This window comes from Pseudomonas sp. Irchel 3E19 (genome assembly GCF_900187585.1).
Taxonomy (GTDB): domain Bacteria; phylum Pseudomonadota; class Gammaproteobacteria; order Pseudomonadales; family Pseudomonadaceae; genus Aquipseudomonas; species Aquipseudomonas baetica.
On record NZ_FYDT01000024.1, the window covers coordinates 20,512 to 43,802 of the forward strand.

At 62.2% G+C, this 23,291-nt stretch carries 12 protein-coding genes and 2 pseudogenes; 12 read left to right on the top strand and 2 right to left on the bottom strand.

What is annotated here, in order from left to right; all coding sequences use genetic code 11:
* Window positions 1-14 precede the first annotated feature (14 nt).
* The 12 genes and pseudogenes from CKW18_RS16390 (at window position 15) to CKW18_RS16445 (ending at window position 22,667) form a co-directional block, all read left to right on the top strand.
* The gene (locus CKW18_RS16390) at window positions 15-12,512 is read left to right on the top strand and encodes a filamentous haemagglutinin family protein (RefSeq protein WP_095189750.1); all 12,498 of its coding nucleotides are present in this window, start codon (window positions 15-17) and stop codon (window positions 12,510-12,512) included.
* A 343-nt stretch (window positions 12,513-12,855) separates the two neighbouring features.
* A pseudogene (locus CKW18_RS16395) lies at window positions 12,856-13,005 on the top strand (helix-turn-helix domain-containing protein); the annotation flags it as partial.
* A gap of 153 nt (window positions 13,006-13,158) precedes the next feature.
* Window positions 13,159-14,046, top strand: coding sequence for a Dyp-type peroxidase (locus CKW18_RS16400; RefSeq protein WP_095189751.1), 888 nt, complete (start codon window positions 13,159-13,161; stop codon window positions 14,044-14,046).
* Between the two features lie 24 nt (window positions 14,047-14,070).
* The gene (locus CKW18_RS16405; protein WP_095189752.1) at window positions 14,071-15,039 is read left to right on the top strand and encodes a Gfo/Idh/MocA family protein; all 969 of its coding nucleotides are present in this window, start codon (window positions 14,071-14,073) and stop codon (window positions 15,037-15,039) included.
* Between the two features lie 222 nt (window positions 15,040-15,261).
* Entirely contained in the window at window positions 15,262-16,014 is a 753-nt protein-coding gene (locus CKW18_RS16410) for a GntR family transcriptional regulator (RefSeq protein WP_042559452.1), read from the top strand.
* A complete protein-coding gene (locus CKW18_RS16415) occupies window positions 16,011-17,741 on the top strand; it encodes a fumarate reductase/succinate dehydrogenase flavoprotein subunit (RefSeq protein ID WP_095189753.1) in 1,731 nt (576 codons plus the stop codon). The genes CKW18_RS16410 and CKW18_RS16415 overlap by 4 nt, the downstream gene beginning before the upstream one ends.
* A gap of 26 nt (window positions 17,742-17,767) precedes the next feature.
* The gene (locus tag CKW18_RS16420) at window positions 17,768-18,013 is read left to right on the top strand and encodes a ferredoxin family protein (RefSeq protein ID WP_003225615.1); all 246 of its coding nucleotides are present in this window, start codon (window positions 17,768-17,770) and stop codon (window positions 18,011-18,013) included.
* 228 nt (window positions 18,014-18,241) lie between these two features.
* Window positions 18,242-19,666: an ABC transporter substrate-binding protein gene (locus CKW18_RS16425; protein WP_170947268.1), complete on the top strand. Its 1,425-nt coding sequence runs from the start codon at window positions 18,242-18,244 to the stop codon at window positions 19,664-19,666.
* 136 nt (window positions 19,667-19,802) lie between these two features.
* The gene (locus CKW18_RS16430; protein WP_095189755.1) at window positions 19,803-20,585 is read left to right on the top strand and encodes an ABC transporter permease; all 783 of its coding nucleotides are present in this window, start codon (window positions 19,803-19,805) and stop codon (window positions 20,583-20,585) included.
* A complete protein-coding gene (locus CKW18_RS16435) occupies window positions 20,585-21,433 on the top strand; it encodes an ABC transporter ATP-binding protein (protein WP_095189756.1) in 849 nt (282 codons plus the stop codon). Before CKW18_RS16430 ends, CKW18_RS16435 begins: the two co-directional genes overlap by 1 nt.
* Window positions 21,430-22,392, top strand: a complete 963-nt coding sequence (locus CKW18_RS16440; RefSeq protein WP_095189757.1) for a HEAT repeat domain-containing protein — start codon at window positions 21,430-21,432, stop codon at window positions 22,390-22,392. The genes CKW18_RS16435 and CKW18_RS16440 overlap by 4 nt, the downstream gene beginning before the upstream one ends.
* Window positions 22,389-22,667: a DUF971 domain-containing protein gene (locus tag CKW18_RS16445; protein WP_095189758.1), complete on the top strand. Its 279-nt coding sequence runs from the start codon at window positions 22,389-22,391 to the stop codon at window positions 22,665-22,667. Before CKW18_RS16440 ends, CKW18_RS16445 begins: the two co-directional genes overlap by 4 nt.
* Window positions 22,668-22,866: 199 nt before the next feature.
* On the opposite strand, the pseudogene CKW18_RS16450 reads toward CKW18_RS16445, so the two are convergent.
* A pseudogene (locus CKW18_RS16450) lies at window positions 22,867-23,106 on the bottom strand (sulfatase-like hydrolase/transferase); the annotation flags it as partial.
* Window positions 23,082-23,234, bottom strand: a complete 153-nt coding sequence (locus CKW18_RS30595; protein WP_157815133.1) for a hypothetical protein — start codon at window positions 23,232-23,234, stop codon at window positions 23,082-23,084. The gene CKW18_RS30595 and the pseudogene CKW18_RS16450, both read right to left, overlap by 25 nt.
* Window positions 23,235-23,291: the final 57 nt, after the last annotated feature.

Consider the following 23,291-nt stretch of genomic DNA (forward strand, 5'->3'; position numbering starts at 1 on the left):
AGGATCTCGTAGTGATGCTCGCTCGCCCATCCCGTCGTCGTACCAACGTTCCGTCCTTCAAGCGTGATGCCGTGGACCCGGCGCTGTGGCTGCTCAAGCCGTTGGCGCAAGCGGTGGCGTTGTGTCTGGTGGCGGGCAGTGCGCACGCACAGACGGCGTTCAGTTCGGGTTGGTTCGCCGCCAAGGGCGCCGCGCAGCAAGCCGCGGCAGCACGGCCGAGTGTCGGTGGTTTGCCGGGCATGACGCCGCCATTGGCGCAGCAACAGAAGGCCAATCAGCAGTTGCAGCGGTCGATCCAGACCTTGAACAATACGGTCGCAGCGATTGCCGCACAGCAAGCAGCGCAGGCGGCCGGACGTGCAGCGGCGTTGGGCTCGGTGCAGTTTGTCCCGGACGGTCTGGGCGAGGGCGGTTTGAAGGTCGATAACAGCCTTGCGCAAGGTTGGCAGAACGCCAAGGGGCCGCAACAAACCCAGGCCGACGGCAAGACCACGGTGAAGATCGAGCAGACGGCCGACAAGGCGATCCTCAATTGGCAAACCTTCAACGTCGGTCGTAACACCACGGTCGAGTTCGCTCAGCAAGCGAACTGGGCGGTGCTCAACCGCGTTAACGATCCAAGCGCACGGGCCAGTCAGATCCAGGGCCAGATCAAGGGTGACGGCACGGTGATGCTGATCAACCGTAACGGCATCGTGTTCAGCGGCAGCAGCCAGGTCAACGTGCGCAACCTGGTGGCGGCGGCAGCGAATATCACCGATATCCAGTTCCGTGAGCGTGGCCTGTATTTCGACAGCACCGGCACTCAGCCGACCTTTACCGACGCTGCCGGCAAGGTGCTGGTGGAACGTGGCGCATCCATCGCGACGCATAAACCGGCGGCCTCCACCGATGCGGGCGGCTATGCCTTGCTGCTCGGCAACGAAGTGCAGAACGACGGCAGCATCAACACCACCAAGGGCCAGACTGTATTGGCGGCCGGTGACCGTTTCTACATCCGTAAAGGCTCGGGCACCGAAGGCAATGCGCTGTCCACCACCTTCGGCAGTGAAGTCATTCCAGGCTTCAAGGCCGGCGCTGTGGCGGGCAAAGTCACTAACAACGGCTTGATCCAGTCCGCCACCGGCGACATCACCTTGACCGGCCACGAAGTGGTGCAGAACGGTGTATTGCTCGCCAGCACGTCAGTGGCGACGCGCGGCACGATTCACCTGACCAACCCAAGCACCGACAGCAACGGCAGCGTCACGCTGGGGCAGGGCAGTGCCACGGCGATCATGCTCGACAGCAGCGATCTCACCGCCCTCGACAGTCAACATGACGCGGCACTGAGCGGCGTCAGCGCGAACAACCGGATTCGTGGCGATCAGTCGCGCATCGAGATCCAGAGCGGCGGCAGCGTCGAGTTCCAGAACGGCTCGATCACCCTGGCCACCGGTGGGCAGGTCGCGGTCAGCGCGCAGCGCCGCAGCCTGGTACGTGACGGCGCGATGATCGATGTGTCCGGTGCCCTTGGCGTCAAAGTGGCGATGGAAACCAACAACATCAAGATCAACGTGCAGGGCAACGAGCAGCGGGATGCCTCGGTCAACCGTGAGAAGGGCGCGCTCAACAGCAATGACATCTGGGTCGATGTACGTGAGTTGGTCTATGTGCCGGCCGGCACCAACGGCTATGCCACGGATCGCTGGTACACCGCGGGCGGTTTGCTCGAAGTTGGCGGCTACCTCGGCACGCAGGGCCATAGCGTTGGTGAGTGGATGGCGCAGGGCGGCACGGTGAGTTTTGCCGGCAACGATGTGGTCACTGAAAAGGGCTCGCTGATCAACCTGTCCGGCGGCACCCTCGATGTGCAGAGCGGCGAGATTCGCCAGAGCTGGCTGCGTGGCGCCGACGGCAAATTGTATGAAGTCTCCAGGGCACCGGGCGATCTGCTCTACACCGGGCTGTACAAAGGTTATGAAGACAGCAGCGAACGCTGGGGCCAGACGACCTACTTCTACAACCCGCTGATTGCCCCGCGCTCGCGTTTCGAGTCGGGGTACACCGTGGGCCGCGACGCCGGGCAACTGGTGATCGCCACCGCCAACGCCGCGCTCGCCGGGCAGATGATTGGCGAGGTGTATCAGGGCGAGCGGCAGAATCAGGCGCCGAAACCGCTGCTTGATGGCTACGACCAAAGCCAGACGGCGCTGGCGCGTCGTGCGCAATTGATTGTTGGCAGCTATGACCCGGCGTATGTGGCGGCGGCGAGTGGATTGCTTTACACGCTCAACCCGTTGCTTGATCGGGTGCAGATTGGCGGCGAGCGCCCGCTGGCCGGCAATGATCTGGATCTGACCGGTGCGGTGTCCGATTCGCGCAAGGGCAAGTTGTTCCTGGATAACGACGCGCTCAACGGCTTGCGCCTCGGTGCGCTGAAGGTGGCGGCCAAGGATCAAGTTGCCGTGGCTGGCGCGCTCACGGTCGATGCCGGTGGCGACATCACCCTGTATGCCCCGGATGTGCACATTGGCGCTGACCTGACGGCTCGCGGCGGCAGTTTGCGTCTGGGTAACGTGCTCAATCAGTTCAACGGCTCGACAACCACCGATACCCGACTCACGGCGAAATCCGGCCAGTCGACACACGTAGTCGTTGCCAAAGGCGTGCGCCTGGATACCCGCGGTGTGTGGAGCAACCTGCGCACCAACCCGGACGATGGCGCGAGTCTGGCGTATCTCAACGGTGGTCTGCTGTCGATTCGCAGCAGTGGCGATATCGATATCGGTGGGGGTAGCCTGCTTGATGTTTCCTCTGGCGGCGCGATGCTTGCCAACGGCAAGACCCGGGGCGGCAAGGGCGGTGATTTGACGCTGGAATCCAGCGCCGTTAGCGCAGCGGGCAAGACCCATTTGAATCTCGATGGCGAGTTGCGCGGCTTCGGTGTCACGGGTGGCGGCACCCTGACCGTGCAGGCTAACAAGATACTCATCGGGCAGAGCGCCAAGGCGCTGGCCGACAACACCCTGCAGCTGTCCGCCGACCTGTTCAGCAAGGGTTTCTCCGCTTACAACCTGATCGGCCTGAGCGGGCTGGACGTTGCCGAAGGCACAGTGATTGACGTGAACATGCCGGTGTACCGCTTTGCCGATGCCGCGCCGAATCAGGTCAGCGGGGTCGATCCGCAATCGGCACTGGCGCTGTGGACGCCAACGCTGTTCCAGGAAAACCCGATCAAGGGTGTGCTGACCCAGCGCGCCGGTGCCAGCCTGACTTTGCAGGGCGGGGCCAGCCTGATCGATCTGATCGACGCGGCCAACAGTCCGTTGACGCTTGGCCGCGGTTCGCGCATCAGCGTCGATCCCGGGCAGAGCATCAAGTTGCGTGGCGCCGGGCAAATCACGGTTGAAGGTGAGCTCAATGCCTGGGGCGGTACGGTTGATATTCGTCAGCAACAGTTCGGCTCGATCAAACCGGAAACGTCGATTCAATTGGCCGATCCGAATGCGCATAACCGTTCCATCTGGATCGGCGAGCAGGCGGTGCTGGATGTCGCCGGTCGCGCCAATACTGCGGTCGATGCGCTGGGCCGCACTTACGGCCAGGTCGGCAAGGGCGGCAGCATCATCATCGGCGGCGAAATCGATTCGAAACTGGCGACGGCCACGGCGGCCGACGCCTACGTGATTGTGCGTCCCGGCGCGCGGCTTGACGCATCCGGCACCGAGGCCACTGTGGATATCGCCGGGCAGGGGCCAACCCGCGTCGCGACGGATGGCGGGCGTATCAGCCTGAGTTCCTACAACGGCCTGTTCCTTGATGGCAACTTGCGTGCGGCGGCGGGCGGTGTCGGCGCTGCGGGTGGTCGTCTGGACATCGCCCTGGAGACGCCGCTTTACGTTGATTCGGCAAGCAATGCGGTGCGGGCGCCGAGGGAACTCATCATCGCCCAGGGTGCGGGTGATAATTCGCTCGCGCAGGATCTGCGTCCGGGCGAGGTCGCCGAAGGCTTGCGCTATGGCCAGGCACGTCTGAGTGCCGACGGCTTGATGGCGGGTGGTTTCGATAACCTGAGCCTGTTGAGCAACGGCCTGCTGTCGTTTGACGGCGACGTCAATCTGCACATGAACCAAAGCCTCAATCTGTACGCCGGGGCGTTGTCGCTGGCCGAAACGTCCGGGGACATGACACGTGTCGACTTGAGCGCTCCGTACTTGCGGTTGTCCGGTGTGGGCAGCTACTTCGCGGGCGTCAACAGGATCCGGCCACGGTTGACCAATAACCCGACCACTCAACTGTCGGACGCGACATTCAAGGCGTCGGCAGACTTGCTGGACGTGGGCAATGGCCTGTCGGTCGGCACGCAGGGTTCGATTCTGCAACTCAATGCCCCGGCTGTTGAGTACAGCCGCCGGGCGTTCGGTGTGGTGTCTCTGGACAGCCGCGGCGACCTGCGTTTCCTCGCGCCAAACGATGGTGCCGAGAAAACCCGGCTGTGGACGCCGGGTGACTTGAATCTTGGTGCTGCGCAGATCTATCCCGGCACGGGCGTCCAGGCTGAAGTGCGGGTCGGCTATCAGGGCGCCGTTGCGGGTTCTGAACACACCTTGCGCATCAGCGGCCGTGGCGCGGCGCCCGCTGAGGTGCCGTACTCGGTATTCGGCAATCTGAGCTTTTCCGCTGCGTACATCGAGCAGGGCGGTGTTGTGCGGGCACCGCTGGGCAAGATTGTCCTGGGCGACGATTTGCTGACCACCAGCCGCGAGGTGCGTTTGCTTGCTGGTAGTACAACGTCGGTGAGCGGTGCCGGTCTGGTCATGCCTTACGGCGGCACGACTGACGGCATCGATTATCTCTACAACGGCAAGTCGGTGGTGTTGAACGGCATCACTGGCGAAAAAAACGGTGTGGCCATCGGTGGGCAATACATTGATGTGCAGAGCGGTGCGCTGATCGATCTGTCCGGTGGTGGCGATCTTCGCGGCGCTGGTTTCATCTCCGGACGCGGCGGTTCTACCGATGCGCGTTTCAACCCGCTGGTGCGCAATGCCATCGACGGCACTTTCAGCTTGCCGGGGCTTGCCAGCAACCCGGTCTACGCCATTGTTCCGGGCAATCAGAGCCGCTATGCGCCGATGCTGGCGGAAGCGGGCGCGGTCGATCCGCGCGTGGGCCAGCAAGTCACCATTGGCGCCGGTGTGCCGGGGCTGGCGGCGGGCACTTACACGCTGTTGCCCTCCACCTTTGCCTTGTTGCCGGGGGCGTTCCGGGTCGAAGTCAACGGGCAGGCAACACCGGCTGCGACCACGGCGGCGCTGCAACTGCGCAATGGTTCGTGGACCAGCAGCGGGCAGATGTCGATTGCCAATACCGGCCTGCGCGACAGCCTGGCCAGTCAGGTCATCCTGACGTCGGCGGACGTGCTGCGCCGATACTCGCAGTACAACGAAACCGGGCTTACCCGATTCATCCAGAACGATGCCGCCAGGCGCGGGGTGCCTCGTGCGCTGACGCCGCTGGACGGCAAGACCCTGGATTTGCGTTTGAGTACCGGTGGTCAGCAAGACATTGCTTTGCAGTTCAACGGGCGCGCGCTGTTCAACGCCGCCGAGGGTGGGTTGATCGGGACGGCGGTGGTGCGCGGTGGGTATGCCGGCAGTGACCTGGAAATCCTCGGCGCCGGGCAGGCACCGACCGCGCACGCCGGTGGTGTGTCGTTGTACGCCGACACGCTGAACAACCTCAACGCCGGGCGTTTGACCCTCGGCGCAATGCCGGATGTCGTGTACAACACGTCAGGCAATATCATCAGCTTCCTCGGCAGCACCGCCAATATCGCGTTACGTGCGGGGGCGGTCCTTTCTGCGCCGGAAGTCTTGCTGCGCACTACCTTGAGCGCTGGCGGTATCACGGTCGAGGCGGGTGCCGGGATCAACACGCTCGGGCGTGGCAACGTGGCCTACGATTCAACGGTCGGTTACCTCTACCAGCCGGGCGCATCCAGCCTGTTGGTCGTGTCCAACGGCTGGACAAACGTGTTGGCGCCGGACGTGGGCAGTGGCACTAGCGGCGCGGGCAGCATTCGAATCGGCACGTGCGCCAGCGCAGCCTGCAGCAATCCGGCGCTGCTGTATTCCAACGGCAGCATTACTGCGGCCACGGACAATCAATTCGAACTCGGTGAAGCGGTGCGTTTTGGCACGCGGCATCTGGCGCTGTCGGTCGGCTCGGTGAATGCTGGCAGTGCCGAGGCGCTGGCGGCGGCAGGCAGTCGCGTACCGGCCGGGCTGACCCTGAACCAGAACGTGCTTGACCGCTTGCTGCGCGGTGATACGCAGTACGGCGCACCAGCGCTGGAAACCTTGAGCCTGACCACCCGCGATGCGTTCAACTTTTACGGCAGCGTCAGCCTCGATACGCTCGATCCGCAGACCGGCCAAAGCAAATTGCAAAACCTTGTGCTGGTCACTCCGGCGATCTACGGTCTGGGCGATGCCAGCGATGTGGCGAGCATTCGCACCCAAAACCTGATCTGGAACGGCGCCACCCAGACACCCGGCGGCGTCATCACTGGCGGTGCGGGCACGGGCAGCGGCACCCTGGACATTCAGGCGCAACGCATCGAACTGGGTTACGGCCCGATGCCGCAGGCCAGCGGCCTGGATCAGAACAATCGTCTGGCGCTGGGCTTTGCCAACGTCAACCTGACGGCCAGCGAACGCATCACCGCCAACCACAAGGGCAGTCTGGCGGTGTATCAGCAGCAGGGCGCTTACGACCCGCTCAAGGGCTACAGCTACAGCGGCGGCAATCTGAACCTGCGCACGCCGTTGCTCACCGGTGAAGCGGCGTCGGTCAGCTTGCTCAAGGCCGGCAACAACCTGACGCTCAGCGGTGGCGCGGCTTCCGGGGTGGCGGATGCCTTGGGTGCGGAACTCAACCTTGAGGCGCGCAGCATCGTTCTGGACAGCCGTATCGCCTTGGCCAGCGGCAAACTGACGGTGAATTCTGCAGGTGATTTGACCCTCGGCAACGCGGCCGTGCTGGATCTGGCCGGGCGTACGTTGCCGTTCAATGATGTGAGCAAATACAGCTGGGGCGGCGATGTGTCGCTGTACAGCGCCAATGGCAATATCCGGCAGGCGGCGGGCTCGCGGATCGATCTGTCGGCGCAGAACAATCAGGCCGGTACGCTCAGCGCCATTGCGTTGGCCGACGCTGCCGGGATGGTCGATCTGCAAGGGCAGATCCTCGGTTCAAGCAGTGGTTACTACGATGCCGGCGGCACGCTGGTACCGTACAAGGCTGGTGGCGTGGACATTCGCGCGCAACGCTTGGGTGGCGATGCCTCTGAGCAGTTTGCCGCGCTCAACCAGCGCTTGAACGCCGGGCAGGTGTTCGGCAGCCGCAGCTTGCAGCTCAAGCAGGGCAGTCTCGTTATCGGTGATGGCCTCAAGGCGGGCGAGGTCAATGTCTCGGTGGATAACGGCAGCCTTACGGTGGCCGGTCTGGTCGACGCCAGTGGTGAGCGCGTCGGCAGTATTCGTCTGTCGGCGAAAAACGCTCTGACCCTGGCCGGTAACAGCGTGCTCGACGCCCATGGCCGCGTCCTGCGCGTCGACAGCTACGGCAAGATCATCGATGCGCCGAACCGGGCCACGGTCGAACTCAATTCCGGTGATGGTCTGCTGACACTGGCCTCCGGTGCCCGAATAGATTTGCGTCATGGCACTGATGCGGTGCCTGGCTATCTGGCGGGGCAAAACGATGGAATGTTGCGTGGCACGCTGGAGCTGAACGCGCCGCGCCTGGGCATCAATGACATCGCCATTGATGCCAGTGGTGCGCTGAGTATTCAGGGCGCGCGCTCCATCGGCCTCAATGGCGTGCGTCGCTACACCGATGCCCGCGATGGTATTGATCAGGCCGTCACTGGCCGACCGTATCAAGTCATCGACCAAGCCATGCTTGATCGGATTCACGGTGACAGCGACACCTTCATCAACGCCGCCCTGGGCAACACCGATTTGTTGCAACGCAAACTCGCCGGGTTGAACAACGCCACTTACGCCTATGCGTTCCATCTGCGCCCGGGCGTGGAAATCGCCAGCAAAACCGCTGACGGCGACTTGGTGGTGGAGGGTGATCTGGATCTGTCCAGTTACCGTTACGCCAGTCTGAATCCGCACACGCGACGGAACCCATCGGTTTACGGCTCAGGTGAGGCCGGTAGTCTGGTAATCCGCGCTGGCGGCAATCTCGATATTTACGGCAGCATCAACGACGGATTCGCCCCGCCACCGCAAACTCAGGATGACGCTGGTTGGAAACTGATCGCCGGTGTGCAGCCGTTCGGTGGCGATCTGATCGTACCGGGCACCGGCGTTTCGCTGGCCGAAGGTACGCAGTTCCCGATAGGCGCCACGCTCAATTACGACGTGACCATCCAAGGCGCGGTTCTGGCCAGTGGCACGTTGCTGCCGACTCAGGCAGTGCTGGGTGAGGCGTATACGTTCAGCGCCGGTACCGTGCTGGCGGGGGCGATCCACGACCAGAACGGCAACCTGTTGTACGCCGCCGGCACGCTGCTCGGCGACAGTGTGACGCTGCCTGCGCAAACACGCCTGGGTGCCGGCATCCGCTTGAACAAGGCCACGGCTCTGCAAGCGATGAACTGGCCCAAGGGCGTGCCGTTGCCAGGCGTTTACGATGCGGATCTGACCAGCGTTTCCGGGGTGAAATTAAGTGGCGCGCTGGCCTTGTTGCGCGGGTCGCTGATTCCGTCGATGACCGATGTGAAGCTCGCAGAAGGCACTTCGGTGATCGAGCTGCGTCCGTTCAACGGTGACCAGCAAGGCAAAAACTGGGCAGTGGCCCGCATGCTGCCGTCGGGCAGCGCGTCGTGGTCGATGCGTGTGGTGGCGGGGGCCGATCTTGACGCCGCTGACAGCCGTGCCGTGAAACCTGTGACCGACGAGGGCAACCTGAGGTTGGCCGACACTCATTACGGGGTGAAGGTAACGACGTCTCCTGGCAGGCTGGTCTGGGCGGCGGGTAACCAATATGGCTTTCCCGAATTTGAACCCGTACCGGATGATGCGCTGGCGGCGTGCACTATTGAGCCGAGCGATTGCGCACCCATGGCCCGCTGGGTCTGGGCGCCGGGCAGCGGAATGGGGGCTGACTACGAGCCGGTTCCCGAGGAAGCTCAATTCATTTGTGATTTACAACCGGAACTGTGTATCGGCAACAATCCCGGCAAAACCGCCAAAGCCCATATGCAGATGTTCAGCGTCCTGCGCACCGGCTCCGGCGATCTCGACCTGATGGCGGCCGGCAATCTGAGCATGGATTCACCATTCGGTGTGTACACCGCCGGTACTCAATCAGCGAATGTCGACCCGCTCTACAACCAGAAGCGCGGGCATCTCTCGGACAATAATTCGGTGCTGGGCACGGCTGGCGCCGACTACGAAAAATGGGTCAACGGTGGCACTGACAGCCTCTATCAGGCCTGGTATCCGCAGCTGGGCGGCAACTTGACGATCAATGCCGGCGGCGCCGTATCGGGTGACTCGGTGGGCACCAAAGCGCAATCGACGTCAGGGGGATTCCGCGAGCAGATGGCCAGTGCTGCGGTGGGCAATTGGCTGTGGCGCCAAGGCACGGGTAACCCGGACGTGCCTACCGCCTGGTGGATCAACTTCGGCAGTTATGCCTCGCGGTTGATGCCAACCGGAGACGCCAATACCGAACCTTACCTGGTGGGTTTCACCGGTTTCGGCACTTTGGGTGGCGGCAATATCAGCCTGCGGGCCGGCAGTGATGCAGGCATGCTCAAACCGATGGGGAATGAAGGTAATTACCCGCGCAGCCAAGGGCTGATCGTGGCGGTGGGCAGCACCGGTCGCATCGCCAGCGACGGCAGCGTGCAGATGACCGGTGGCGGCGACATGGACATTCGCATCGGCGGCGCGCTGAACCCATCGCTGCTGGCACGGGCCGGGGAAAATGGCACCCGCGCGCCGACACACGATCTGCAAGGCGCGCTGATCAACTTGCGCGGCGCGGCGCAATTGAGCGCCGGTGCGCTGGGCGGGATTGACCTGCAATACGGCGCCGGCTACCAGTTCCATGACGCTCGGGAAACCCGCGCATTTGATCCATTCACCTCCACCACCAGTACCGCTTCCGGTGGAGTGGTGCTGATACCCGGTGACTCGGGCATGAGCCTCAACACCCGTGGTGACCTGGTGCTGGGCGGGGCTGCGGATGCAGGCCGGGTGATTTTGCAGAACGCCACACCGGTCTTGAATGCCAACGGGGAGGTTCAGCAAGGTGGGGTGTTGAGCGGTTTCTCCCTGTGGACGAATCACACGGCCATCGACCTGTTTTCGGCTGGCGGCAACCTGACGCCGAGCACGCAACTCGGCGAGTTCAGTGGCAGTAATGCGTTGATCACCGGCCGTAATACTTCGCCGACCGATGGCCGATTCGTGTATCCGTCCATACTGCGTGCCGTGGCGGGGCAGGGATCTATCTATGCCGGGCCGTCAGCCAGCTACACCGGGCTGCCGAATTTCCCGCTGGCCGGTTATTCATTGCTCCTGGCTCCGGCGGCGGCCGGACAGCTTGAGTTGCTCGCGGGTGACTCGATTTATGCCGGTGGTTATGCGATCAATCAGTCCGGTGCCAGTCCCTTGGCGATTGCCACACCGTTCAATCCGGCCTTCAACCGGTATGTCACCAGCAGGGATAGCAAACCTGCGGCGACCAATTACAGCCGCGACGGTATCGTTGCGGTCGGCAACGACCGCTATCCGTTATTCGCCTTTGGCGCCGACAGCTATTCAGGATTGAGCAATGTGCAGGGCCCCGCGCGGTTCTATGCGTTAACCGGTGACCTGGTCGGGGTTCGCAGTGGCGAGACGTTGAATTTTGCAACGTCCAAACGCACTTGGTATGAAGCGGCGGGGCCGGTCTGGATGAGTGCCGGTCGCGACATTGTCGCCTCCGGTACTAACCTGGGGCAGCCAACGCTCGCTCCCAACGATCTGAGCAACATTACAGAAAACATCACTTCCACGGGCAACCTGTTCGTCCATAACAATCCGCGAGACGTATCACGGGTTTCGGCCGGCCGCGACATCCTTTACAGCAGCTTCGATATCGCCGGTCCCGGTACGCTGGATATCAACGCCGGGCGCAATATTCTGATGGAGGACCGCGCCAGCATCACCAGCATCGGTTCCTTGGTGGCGGGTGATCAGCGACCGGGTGCCAGTGTGGTATTGCAGGCGGGCACCGGCGCACCGGGACTGGATTATTCGCGGTTCATTGCGCGCTACCTGAACCCGCAAAACGTCGCCAGTGCGCAGACCTCCCTCGGCGCGCAACCGGGCAAAGTGGTCAAGACCTACCTTGACGAGTTGCGGAGCTGGCTGACCCTCGGCTATGGCTTCAACGGCGCTGAAGAACAGGCGCAAGCCTTCTACGCCGCGCTGCCGAGTGCCGAGCAGGCGATTTTCGCGCGGCAGGTGTACTTCGCTGAACTGCGTGCCGGTGGCCTGGAATACAACGATGTCGACGGCCCGCGTCAGGGCAGTTACTTGCGTGGTCGCAACGCCATTGCGTCGCTGTTCCCGACGGTTGATGTGGCGGGCAACCCGATTCGTTACGACGGCGACATCACGCTGTACGGTGGCGCCGGGGTCAAGACCCTGTTCGGCGGCGACATCCAGATGCTCACGCCGGGCGGTGGCCAGGTGTTCGGCATCGAAGGCGCGGCGCCGCCATCGACGGCGGGGATCATCACCCAGGGCTCGGGCAATATTCAGCTCTACTCGCAGGGCAGCATCCTGCTGGGGCAGAGCCGGATCATGACGACGTTTGGCGGCTCGATTCTCGGCTGGTCGGCCGAGGGCGATATCAACGCCGGTCGCGGTTCAAAAACCACCGTGGTCTACACCCCGCCAAAACGCATTTACGACACCTGGGGCAACGTGAGCCTGTCGCCATCGGTGCCGAGTACCGGCGCCGGTATCGCCACGCTCAACCCGATTGCCGAAGTGAAGCCGGGCGACATCGACCTGATCGCGCCGCTGGGCACCATCGATGCGGGTGAGGCGGGCATTCGCGTCTCGGGCAACGTCAACATCGCCGCGCTGACGGTGGTCAACGCCGCCAACATTTCGGTGCAGGGCAAGTCGACGGGTGTGCCGGTGGTCTCGGCGGTGAATACCGGTGCGATCACTTCGGCCAGTTCGGCCGCATCGTCCGCCACCCAGGCCGCCGAAGATGTCGCGCGTCAGCAACAAGCGGCGGCGCGGCAAAATCAGGCGTCGGTATTTACCGTGCAGGTGTTGAGTTTTGGTAATGAGCAACTGGCGCCGTCCCGCGATGGCGCCAGCCGTGCCCCGGCCCCGGGCTACAACCGGAACAGCCCGGTGCAGGTGTTGGGCGCCGGGGCGCTGGATGAACAGGCGAAACAGCAGTTGACCGAGGAGGAGCGTGGGCAACTGACGTTGTAACAGACTCTCGTGCAGTACGTTTGGGCGGCCAGTGGTCGCCCTTTTTTTTTCAGCAAAAACTTACCAATGCACTGAAACCTCTGTGGGAGCGAGCCTGCTCGCGAATGCGTTGTGTCAGTCAGCATAAGCAGGGCCTGACACGACGCCTTCGGGAGCAAGCCCCCTCCCACATTGGATTGGGGTTGTTTTCAGAAGGCGTAAGGAATGCTGACTTTCGCCCAGAGCATTTCGCCCACGGGGCAACTGACGTTGTAACAGACTCTCGTGCAGTACGTTTGGGCGGCCAGTGGTCGCCCTTTTTTTTTCAGCAAAAACTTACCAATGCACTGAAACCTCTGTGGGAGCGAGCCTGCTGGCCAATCCGGACATGCCGATCGAGCGGATTACCGAAGAGGTGGGCTACAGCGATGTGCGCAGTTTTCGCCGGGCGTTCAAGCGCTGGACGGGGATGAGCCCGAGTGCGTGGCGGGTTGAGAGCACCGCGACGATTTGAAAGATCGCAGCCTTCGGCAACTCCTACAGGGGATCGCATTTCAAACTGTAGGCGCTGCCGAAGGCTGCGATCTTTTGACCCTGCTCCAGATTTTCAACCCCACAAACCCTCCGGCCACAGGTAAACTCCCGCGCACTTTCCCAAGGAGTTCACATGAGTTACTACCAGCCAGGCATTCTCGCCACCCCTGTACCTGCGCAAGCACGTCATCTGTTTTTTGCCCTCCAGTCGGTTGAAGCACTGCCGCAGGCAATCGACAACCTGATGAGTCTGGTGGATGGCAAGTCGGTGGTGGTCGGTTTCGGTGAATCCCTGGCCAAGGCCCTTAACGTCGAGATCGACGGCCTGCGCAGCTTCCCGGCCATGACCGGCGTCGGCGTCGAAAACCCGTCGACCCAGCACGCCCTGTGGGTCTGGCTGCACGGCGTCGACCGTGGTGAGCTGCTCAACCGCTGCAATGCCTTCGAAGCCGCACTGGCCCCGGCCCTGTCTCTGGTTGAGGCTCAGGAAGCCTTCCGCCACAAGGACGGCCATGACCTGACCGGCTACGAAGACGGCACCGAAAACCCCCATGACGAAGCCGCCATCGCCGCCGCGCTGCTAAGCGAAGGCGCCGAAGGTCTGGTGGGTGGCAGCTTCGCCGCGATCCAGCAGTGGCAGCACGACCTCAAGGGTTTTCACAAGCTGTCTGCCGAAGACAAAGACAACATCATGGGTCGTCGCCTCAGCGACAATGAAGAGATCGACGACGCGCCAGTCTCCGCCCACGTCAAACGCACCGCGCAGGAAAGCTTCGCGCCTGAGGCATTTGTCGTGCGCCGCTCGATGCCGTGGATCGAGGGCGATCGCGCCGGTCTGATGTTCCTCGCGTTCGGTTTTTCGCTGGATGCCTTCGAAGCGCAACTGCGCCGCATGAGCGGTCTGGAAGACGGCATCACCGATGGTTTGTATCGCATCAGCCGTCCGATCACCGGCGGCTATTACTGGTGCCCGCCACTCAAGGACGGTCATCTCGACCTGCGCGCTTTGCGCATCGGCTGATTTTCAAGACACGAGGGAGCAACAATGGACGTGGTGCGCTGGGGCATGATCGGTTGCGGCAGCGTCGCTGAACGCAAGAGCGGGCCGGCCTTCTACAAGGCCCCCGGTTCGGCGCTGGTGGCGGTGATGGGCCGACGCCTTGAGGCCGTCACCGATTACGCCACGCGCCACGGCATCGCGCGGGTTTACACCGATGTCGATGCGCTGATCAACGATCCCGAGGTGGACGCGGTGTACATCGCCACGCCCCCCGACAGCCACCACGCCTACAGTCTCAAAGTCGCTGCCGCCGGCAAGCATTGCTGCGTGGAAAAGCCCATGGCGCTCAACGCCGGGCAAAGCCGCGAAATGCAGCAAGGGTTTGCCGACGCCGGTTTGCACCTGTTCGTTTCCTACTACCGCCGTTCGTTGCCGCGCTTTCAACACCTGCGGCAATGGCTGGCGCAGGGGCGCATCGGCGAAGTGCGGCACCTGAGCTGGACGCTGACCAAGGCACCTTCAGCGGCGGATCTGGAGGGCAGCAACAACTGGCGTACTGATCCGGCAGTGGCGGGCGGTGGTTACTTCGCCGATCTGGCCAGCCACGGTTTCGACCTGTTCCAGTACCTGCTCGGCGATATCACTGAAGTCGCCGGTTTCACTGCGCATCAGGCCGGGCTGTATGCGGCTGAAGACGCCGTCAGCGCCAGTTGGCGGTTTGCTTCTGGAGCACTGGGCATGGGCTGCTGGAGCTTTGTCGCGGACAGGCGAGAAGATCGGGTCGAGATCATCGGCAGCGAAGGGCGCATCAGTTTTTCGGTATTTGATGAGCATCCCGTGCAACTGCATGCCGATGAACATATCAGCCTGGAAATCCCCCATCACGAGCACATTCAGTGGCATCACGTACTGGGCATGAATGCGCATATTCGTGGCGATTCACAACACCCGGCAGTCGCCGAACAAGCCCTGAAAACTGACTGGGTCATGGACCAGATTCTCAAGCGCCACTGATTCCCCAGACCCTACACTCTCTTTTTGTGGGAGGGGGCTTGCTCCCGAAGGGGCCGGCATTGCTGGCATCTCCATTGCCTGATACACCGCCTTCGGGAGCAAGCCCCTCCCACCATGTTCTTTGTGTCGTCGCATCTAAGGATATGCCCAAACAATCTTTCTCAACCTTGTCATAACAACTCTAAGATCACGTCATAACTCGTTATGACAAGTGATCCGAAGATGACCGATAACGTTCTCTCCCTCAGTAGCGTGCCTTTGCACACTCAGTTACGCGATGTCCTGCGCGCGCGCATTCTCGATGGCGAATACCCGCAAGACAGCCAGATGCCGTCCGAAAGCGAACTCGGCGCGCTGTTCAAAGTTAGCCGAATCACCGTGCGCCAGGCCTTGGGTGATCTGCAAAAGGAAGGGCTGATCTTCAAGATCCACGGCAAAGGCACCTTCGTCGCCAAACCGAAAACCTTCCAGAACGTCAGCAGCCTGCAAGGCCTCGCCGAGTCCATGACCGGTCGCGGCTACGAGGTGATCAACCGCCTGCGCAGCTTCAAATTCATCCCGGCCGACAAGCGCGTCGCCGAGCGTTTGCAGGTCGCCGAAGGCGAAACCGTGGCGCAGATCAAGCGCGTGCGGCTGATCAACCGGGAGCCCATCTCGCTGGAAATCACCTACCTGCCCAAAGCCATCGGCGAGCGGCTGGAGAAAGCCGATCTGGTCACCCGTGACATCTTCCTGATCCTCGAAAACGACTGCGGCATCGCCCTCGGCCACGCCGATCTGGCCATCGACGCGGTGCTCGCTGACAGCGACCTGACCCAGGCGCTGAACGTCGAGGCCGGCTCGCCGATCATGCGCATCGAGCGCCTGACCCACGATGCTCAGGGCCAGCCGCTGGACTTCGAACACCTTTACTACCGTGGCGATGCGTTCCAGTACCGCCTGCGGATCGACCGGCAAAAAGGGGAGCAGGCATGACACGCAGCACGCTTGAGCAGGAATACGACATCGTCGTGATCGGCGGCGGCACGGCCGGCCCGATGGCGGCGATCAAGGCCAAAGAGAAAAACCGTGATCTGCGTGTGCTGCTGGTCGACAAGGCTAACGTCAAGCGCAGCGGCGCGATCAGCATGGGCATGGACGGCCTGAACAACGCGATCATCCCCGGCCACTCGACGCCCGAGCAGTACACCAAGGAAATCACCATCGCCAACGACGGCATCGTCAATCAGGCGGCGGTGTATGCCTACGCAACGCACAGCTTCGAAACCATCGAGCAACTCGACCGCTGGGGGGTGAAGTTCGAGAAGGACGAGACCGGCGATTACGCGGTGAAAAAAGTCCACCACATGGGCGCCTACGTGCTGCCGATGCCGGAAGGGCACGACATCAAGAAAGTTCTCTATCGCCAGTTGAAGCGCGCGCGGGTGAGCGTCACCAATCGACTGGTCTGCACGCGTTTGCTGACCGACGAGGAGGGCGCGGTCAACGGTGTGATGGGCTTCGATTGCCGCACCGCCGACTTCCATGTGATCAAGGCCAAAGCGGTGATTCTTGCCTGCGGCGCGGCCGGTCGTCTCGGGTTGCCGTCGTCGGGCTACCTGATGGGCACCTATGAAAACCCGACCAATGCCGGCGACGGTTACGCGATGGCGTATCACGCCGGGGCCGAACTGGCGAACCTCGAATGCTTCCAGATCAACCCGCTGATCAAGGACTACAACGGCCCGGCCTGCGCCTACGTCACCGGCCCGTTGGGCGGCTACACCGCCAACAACAAGGGCGAACGCTTCATCGAGTGCGACTACTGGAGCGGGCAGATGATGTGGGAGTTCCATCAGGAACTGGAAAGCGGCAACGGCCCGGTGTTTCTCAAACTCGATCATCTGGCCGAGGAAACCATCCAGAACATCGAGGAGATTTTGCACAGCAACGAGCGCCCGAGTCGTGGCCAGTTTCACGCCAATCGCGGCACCGATTACCGCACGCAGATGGTCGAGATGCACATCTCCGAAATCGGCTTTTGCAGCGGCCATTCGGCGTCCGGGGTGTGGGTCAACGAACGTGCCGAGACCTCTGTGAAAGGCTTGTACTCCGCCGGTGACATGGCCGCTGTGCCGCACAACTACATGCTCGGCGCGTTTACCTACGGCTGGTTTGCCGGGCACAACGCGGCGGATTTTGTCGCCGGGCGTGAGTTCTCCACACTGGATGCCGGGCAGATCGAGAAAGAGAAAGCGCGGGTCTACGCACCGCTGGATCGCGAACACGGCCTGCCGCCGGCGCAGGTCGAGTACAAGCTGCGGCGCTTCGTCAACGACTACCTGCAACCGCCGAAAGTGACCAAGAAGATGCAGATCGGCCTGCAACGCTTCAGCGACATCGAGCGCGACCTCGAGCAGATGAAAGCCAACAACGCTCATGAACTGATGCGCGCGATGGAAACCAGCGTGATCCGTGACTGCGCTGAAATGGCCGCGCGTGCTTCGCTGTTCCGCGCCGAAAGCCGCTGGGGGCTGTACCACTACCGCGTCGATCACCCGCAACGTAACGACGCTGAGTGGTTTTGCCATTGCCACCTGAAGAAGGGCGACGACGGCCAGATGACCAGTTTCAAGAAAGCCGTCGAGCCTTACATCATCCCGCTCGATGCCGAAGAAATGCAGGCCTACGACCGCTTGCGGGTGGGCGCTTTCGCCGCGTGATGCATCAATAACAGAGATCCCGAACCATGGCCTATCAAGCTCAGGAAATCTTCTTCCGCTCCAACGCCCCCGTCACCGTGGACGAGGACAAATGCATCGCCGAAAAGGGCTGCACCGTGTGCGTCGACGTCTGCCCAATGGATCTGCTGGCGATCAACCCGGCCACACAAAAGGCCTACATGGCCTTCGATGAGTGCTGGTACTGCATGCCGTGTGAAAAGGACTGCCCGACGGGGGCCGTGAAAGTCGATATCCCTTATTTATTGCGTTGAAACGCAATCGAAATGTGGGAGGGGGCTTGCTCCCGAAGAGGCCTGCATTGCTGGCATCTCTATTGACTGAAACACCGCTTTCGGGAGCAAGCCCCCTCCCACAAGGGATCTCCTACATTTGGGATTTGTGGCAAACCATTAGCCATCCGGAAACACCGGACGCTGGATTCATCGAAAACCCCTCGTTTCCCACCGCGCCCTGATCGCGGCGGAGACGAACTCAAATAAATGATTCGAGGGGAAACACTTATGTTGCGTGCAGCAATCGCCGGTCTGGTACTGGCCTCGTTCACCTTATCGGCCTCGGCCGAAACCATCCGCATTGCCATCGGCACCCAGGACACCACCATCAACTGCGCCGCCGGCGGGTTGTTGATCCGTGAGCTTGGTCTGCTCGACAAATACCTGCCCCACGACGGCGCCTACAAAGACGCCAGGTACGATGTGCAGTGGAAGAACTTCACCAGCGGCGCACCGCTGACCAATGAGATGGTCGCCGGCAAACTCGACTTCGGCGCCATGGCCGATTTCCCCGGTGCGTTCAATGGCGTGGCGTTTGAAACCGCCGGCAAGCACAGCCTGTTCATCAGCGTGCTGTCGGGCAGCACCAAGGGCGGCGGCAACGGCATCGTCGTGCCAAGCGCGTCCGGCGTGCAGTCGCTGAGCGAACTCAAGGGCAAGACCATTTCAGTGCCGTTTGCCTCCACGGCACATGGCATGTTGCTGCGCGCGGTGGCAGAGCAGGGCTGGGATCCGCTCAAAGACGTGAACATCATCGCCCAGCCGCCAGAAGTCGCCGGCTCCGCGTTGCAGGCCGGCAAGATCGACGCCCACGCCGATTTTGTGCCGTTCGCCGAGCTGTTCCCGAGCCGCGGTTTCGCTCGCAAGATCTACGATGGCGCCCAGGCGAATGCGCCGACCTTCCACGGCGCGCTGGTGGATCAGGCCTATGCGAAAAAGTACCCGGAAATCGTTGTCGCTTATCTGCGCGCCAGTATCGAGGCCAATCAGTTGCTGGCCGCCGAGCCTGAGAAGTACAGCGAGCTGATCGCCAAAGTCACCGGCGTTGATGCCGAGGTCAACTATCTGTTCCACGGTCCGCTTGGCGTGCAAACCCGTGATCTGAGCTGGAAGCCCGAGTATCGCCAGGCAGTCGGCACGGCCATCGACACGTTGAAACTGCTGAAGAAGGCGGATCGTGGGCTGGATCTGAACACCTTCGTCGACGACCAGTACATCCGCGCCGCGTTCAAGGCCTCGAACCTGGATTACACCGCGCAACTGGCCAACTACGCGCAAACGCCGTTGAAAGCGGTGGATGCGGCCAGCGGTAAAGCCATCACCGACTTCAGCCACGTCGCCGAAATCTGGGTGCGCGGTGAAGACAAGGTGCGCCAGTACGCCTCGGCCGAAGGTGCGTTCACCGCGTTGGCCGCTTTGAAACAGGAAGGCAAAAACATCCGTGCGGTGTATGCGCAGGCCAGTGACAGCGGGATCAAGTTGTTGGCGGATCAGGCGTGGTTTGCCAGTGATGCCAAGGGGCGTTTGAGTGCGTTTCTGCTCAAGGGCCAGGCGCAGCAATACGCCTCGGCGCAGGGCGGCAAGGTTTTCGATTTTACCGATGCTACGACCCAGCCCGTCGCCATCCGCTAACCCAGAAACACCTCGGTCAACTGTGGGAGCGAGCCTGCTCGCGAAGGCGTCAGACCTGCCAATACTTCATCGCCTGACCCACCGCTTTCGCGAGCAGGCTCGCTCCCACAGGGGATCTCGGTTGAGAGGAATTATTGTGTACCGATCATTTTCACGCTGGGTTCCGAGAGCCGCCTCCCTGCTGCTCTGCCTGCTGTTCTGGCAACTCGCCGCCAGCCACCACTGGAACCTCGGCTTGGTCACCTTCGCCAACGTCCCCACGCCATTGGCGGTGATCGAAGCCGCACTCGGTCTGGGCGACTCCGGAAAGCTCCTGCAACACCTGACCGCCAGCCTCAGCCGCGTCTTCGCCGGCTACCTCGCTGCATTGCTGATCGGCATCGCCCTGGGCCTGGCCATCGGCCGTTCGAAATGGGCCGAAGACCTGCTCCTGCCACCGCTGGAAGTGCTGCGCCCGATCCCGGCCGTGGCATGGATTCCATTGGCAATCCTGATGTTTCCGTCGTCGGAGCTGTCGATGGTGTTCATCACCTTCACCGGTGCGCTATTCCCGATCCTGCTCAACACCGTGCACGGCGTCGAAGGCGTCGACCCGCGCCTGATCGCCTCGGCAAAAAGCCTTGGCGCAGGGCGCCGGGCGATCCTGCTGGAAGTGACCCTGCCCGGCGCCGCGCCAAGCATCATCACCGGTCTGGCCATCGGCATGGGCACGTCGTGGTTCTGCCTGGTGACGGCCGAGATGATCTCCGGCCAGTTCGGCATCGGTTACTACACCTGGGAGTCCTACACCATTCAAAACTATGCCGACATCGTCGTCGGCATGTTGCTGATCGGCGTGCTGGGCATGGGCAGCAGTGGGTTGATCAAACGTTTGGGCGGGCTGTTCACGCCTTGGCATCGTCCACGAGGAAAAGCCTGATGAGCGTGATGCAAACCCCGGAGGGGCAGATCGACATCCGTCAATTGTCCATTGTCCTCGGCGAAGGTCGGCAAGCATTTGAAGCGGTGCAGGGCCTCGATTGCCAGATCGAAGCCGGGCAGTTCGTGTGCATTCTCGGCCCGTCCGGTTGCGGAAAATCGACCTTGCTCGGCGCGCTGGCGGGGCATTTGAGCGCACACACCGGCAGCCTGAAAGTCGATGGCAGCGAGGTGTCCGGCCCGTCGCCGCAGCGCGGCATGGTGTTCCAGCATCACACACTGTTCCCGTGGCGCACGGTGCGCGACAACGTCGCGTTCGGTCTGAAGATGCGTGGCATTGGCAAGGCCGAGCGCCATCGCGCTGCTGATGAAATCCTCAAACTGGTCGGTCTCGACGGTTTCGCCGAACGCTGGCCGGATCAGCTCTCCGGCGGCATGCAGCAACGGGTGGAGATTGCCCGGGTGCTGGTCAATCGTCCACGGCTGTTGCTGATGGACGAGCCATTCGGCGCGCTGGATGCGCTGACCCGGCTGAACATGCAGGAACTGCTGCTGGACATCTGGACGCGCATCCGCACCACCGTGGTGTTCGTCACCCACGACATCGACGAGGCGCTGTTTCTCGCCGACCGCTTGCTGGTGATGAGCGCGCGGCCGGGGCGAATCATTGAAGACTTGCGCCTGGATTTTGCGCGTCCGCGCACCACGGAACTGGTGACCAGCCATGAGTTCTCGCGTTTGAAACGCCACTGCCTCGACCTGCTGCGCCACGACAACGACCGACCGCTGCCGCGCCTCAATCCGCTCGGCTTGCCTCCCGAAAACCCTTTGCCGCGATTTGCCCTATGACTTCTATTTTTGCTGTGACCGATAACCAGGACATTCTTGACCTGCAACCGCGCCTGACGGCCGAAGACGCGGGCGTGCGGCGCATTGCCCTGATTGATCTGGCTGACCTCGAAGAACCGGATGGCCTGGTGTGGTTGGTCGATCGCCTCGGGTCAGATACAGCGGAAGACGTCCGTGCTGAAGCTGCACGTCTGCTTGAGGCCTGGGAAGATGAGGCCGTTGTACAAGCTTTGTGTGAAGCACTGACCGACCCGTCGCCGGCGGTGCAATCTGCCGCCGCGCAGAGCCTGAGCCTGCTCAAGACCGAAGCGGCAGGCCGGGTGATTCTGCCGTGGACCGAGCATGCCGACGTCAGCGTGCGGATCGCCGCGTTCCGTGCCCTGCGCGAATTACGTTTCACCGACGCCGCGCCGGCGGCCATCGAGGCGCTGAACGATGCCGACGCCCATGTGCGCCGTGAGGCCGTGGGCGTGCTCGGCTGGCTCAAGCAGCTCGACGCGTTGCCGGCATTGGCGCAGTTGGCCAGTGCTGACCCGGACACCGAGGTGCGCCGAGCTGCCACCGGTGCGCTCGGTCTGGCCTCTGGCGCCGACGTGCTGCCAGCCTTGCGCCAGGCCTTGCAGGACGACGCCTGGCAAGTGCGCGAGGAAGCGGCGACTACCTTGGGTAAAGTCGGCCACATCGACGCCGGCCCGGCACTGGTCGACGCCTTGAGTGACGACTACTGGCAAGTGCGCCTGCGTGCCACCCGCAGCCTCGGCCGCTTGCGTTTCGCTCCCGCGCTGGATGCCTTGATCGACACCCTCGGCCATCGCATCAGCAACCTGCGCAAGGAAGCGGCGTTGGCCTTGGGCGAGTTGAATGATCGCGGTGCAGTGGCAGCGTTGCAGGCCGCGCAGGACGATGGCGACCCGGAAGTGCGTAAAGCGGTGCGGATTGCCTTGAGTCAGCTGCAATGAACCCGGTCTCTGTCGGCAATTCACACCGCGAGCAAACCCTGCGCCTGAGCTGGCCGGATGGCAGCGAGTCGGTGCTGGATCACGCCGAACTGCGCCGCCAGTGTCCCTGCTCGCAATGCCGCGCCTTTCGCCTGCGCGGTTCTGCCCCCCTGGTCGATGATCGCGTGCGCATTATCGAACTCAACCCCCAAGGCTATGGCGTGCAACTGGTTTTCAGCGACGGCCACCAACGCGGCATCTATCCATGGCCCTATCTGGCAAACCTCACTCCTTAGGTTCACCACAATCAACTGTGGGAGGGGGCTTGCTCCCGAAAGCGGTGTGTCAGTCAGCTTAGATGTGTCTGACCCACCGCTTTCGGGAGCAAGCCCCCTCCCACAGGTTTTTGCAGTGTCTGTCGGGTTATTGCGCAGCCGTCATCGCCGGCCGGCAGCCATGAAAAATATCCAGTCCCGGCTGATACAGCGATGTCTTGACGTCAAACAGTCCGAGCACCGAATGGTCGCTGTAGTCCTCACGCGGGAACATCGAGAACATGCACGGCACCGACACTGCCGTCGAGGTGCCGCAGGAATGCACCTGGGTGAAATTGAGGACGTTCAGTTTGCTCAGTTCAGGATTGGTCTCGCGCTCATAACCGTTCAGGGAAAAGTGATCGGCACGGGCGGTTTCACCGACCACCAACACCATCAGCGATTTCCTCTCGCGGCTGGCAGGGTGATCAGCGTGCCCAGCGCCTTCCAGGTCGCCAGGTTGTACAGCGCGACCAATGCCAGGGAAAACAGCAGCACCAGTCGGGTAGAAGTGATGGACGGTAAACGCAGTCCTTTGCCCAAAGCCATGTCAAACATTCCTCTACTTAAATAGAAACCACACACGGTTGCGTGTGTAACTGTAGA

Bases quoted from the DNA above. Each gene is read 5' to 3' on its own strand.
- CKW18_RS16410 (WP_042559452.1), top strand. From the start codon at position 15,262: ATGACCGATAACGTTCTCTCCCTCAGTAGCGTGCCTTTGCACACTCAG.
- CKW18_RS16390 (WP_095189750.1), top strand. From the start codon at position 15: ATGCTCGCTCGCCCATCCCGTCGTCGTACCAACGTTCCGTCCTTCAAG.
- CKW18_RS16405 (WP_095189752.1), top strand. From the start codon at position 14,071: ATGGACGTGGTGCGCTGGGGCATGATCGGTTGCGGCAGCGTCGCTGAA.
- CKW18_RS16435 (WP_095189756.1), top strand. From the start codon at position 20,585: ATGAGCGTGATGCAAACCCCGGAGGGGCAGATCGACATCCGTCAATTG.
- CKW18_RS16420 (WP_003225615.1), top strand. From the start codon at position 17,768: ATGGCCTATCAAGCTCAGGAAATCTTCTTCCGCTCCAACGCCCCCGTC.
- CKW18_RS16440 (WP_095189757.1), top strand. From the start codon at position 21,430: ATGACTTCTATTTTTGCTGTGACCGATAACCAGGACATTCTTGACCTG.
- CKW18_RS16415 (WP_095189753.1), top strand. From the start codon at position 16,011: ATGACACGCAGCACGCTTGAGCAGGAATACGACATCGTCGTGATCGGC.
- CKW18_RS16400 (WP_095189751.1), top strand. From the start codon at position 13,159: ATGAGTTACTACCAGCCAGGCATTCTCGCCACCCCTGTACCTGCGCAA.
- CKW18_RS16445 (WP_095189758.1), top strand. From the start codon at position 22,389: ATGAACCCGGTCTCTGTCGGCAATTCACACCGCGAGCAAACCCTGCGC.
- CKW18_RS30595 (WP_157815133.1), bottom strand. From the start codon at position 23,234: ATGGCTTTGGGCAAAGGACTGCGTTTACCGTCCATCACTTCTACCCGA.
- CKW18_RS16425 (WP_170947268.1), top strand. From the start codon at position 18,242: ATGATTCGAGGGGAAACACTTATGTTGCGTGCAGCAATCGCCGGTCTG.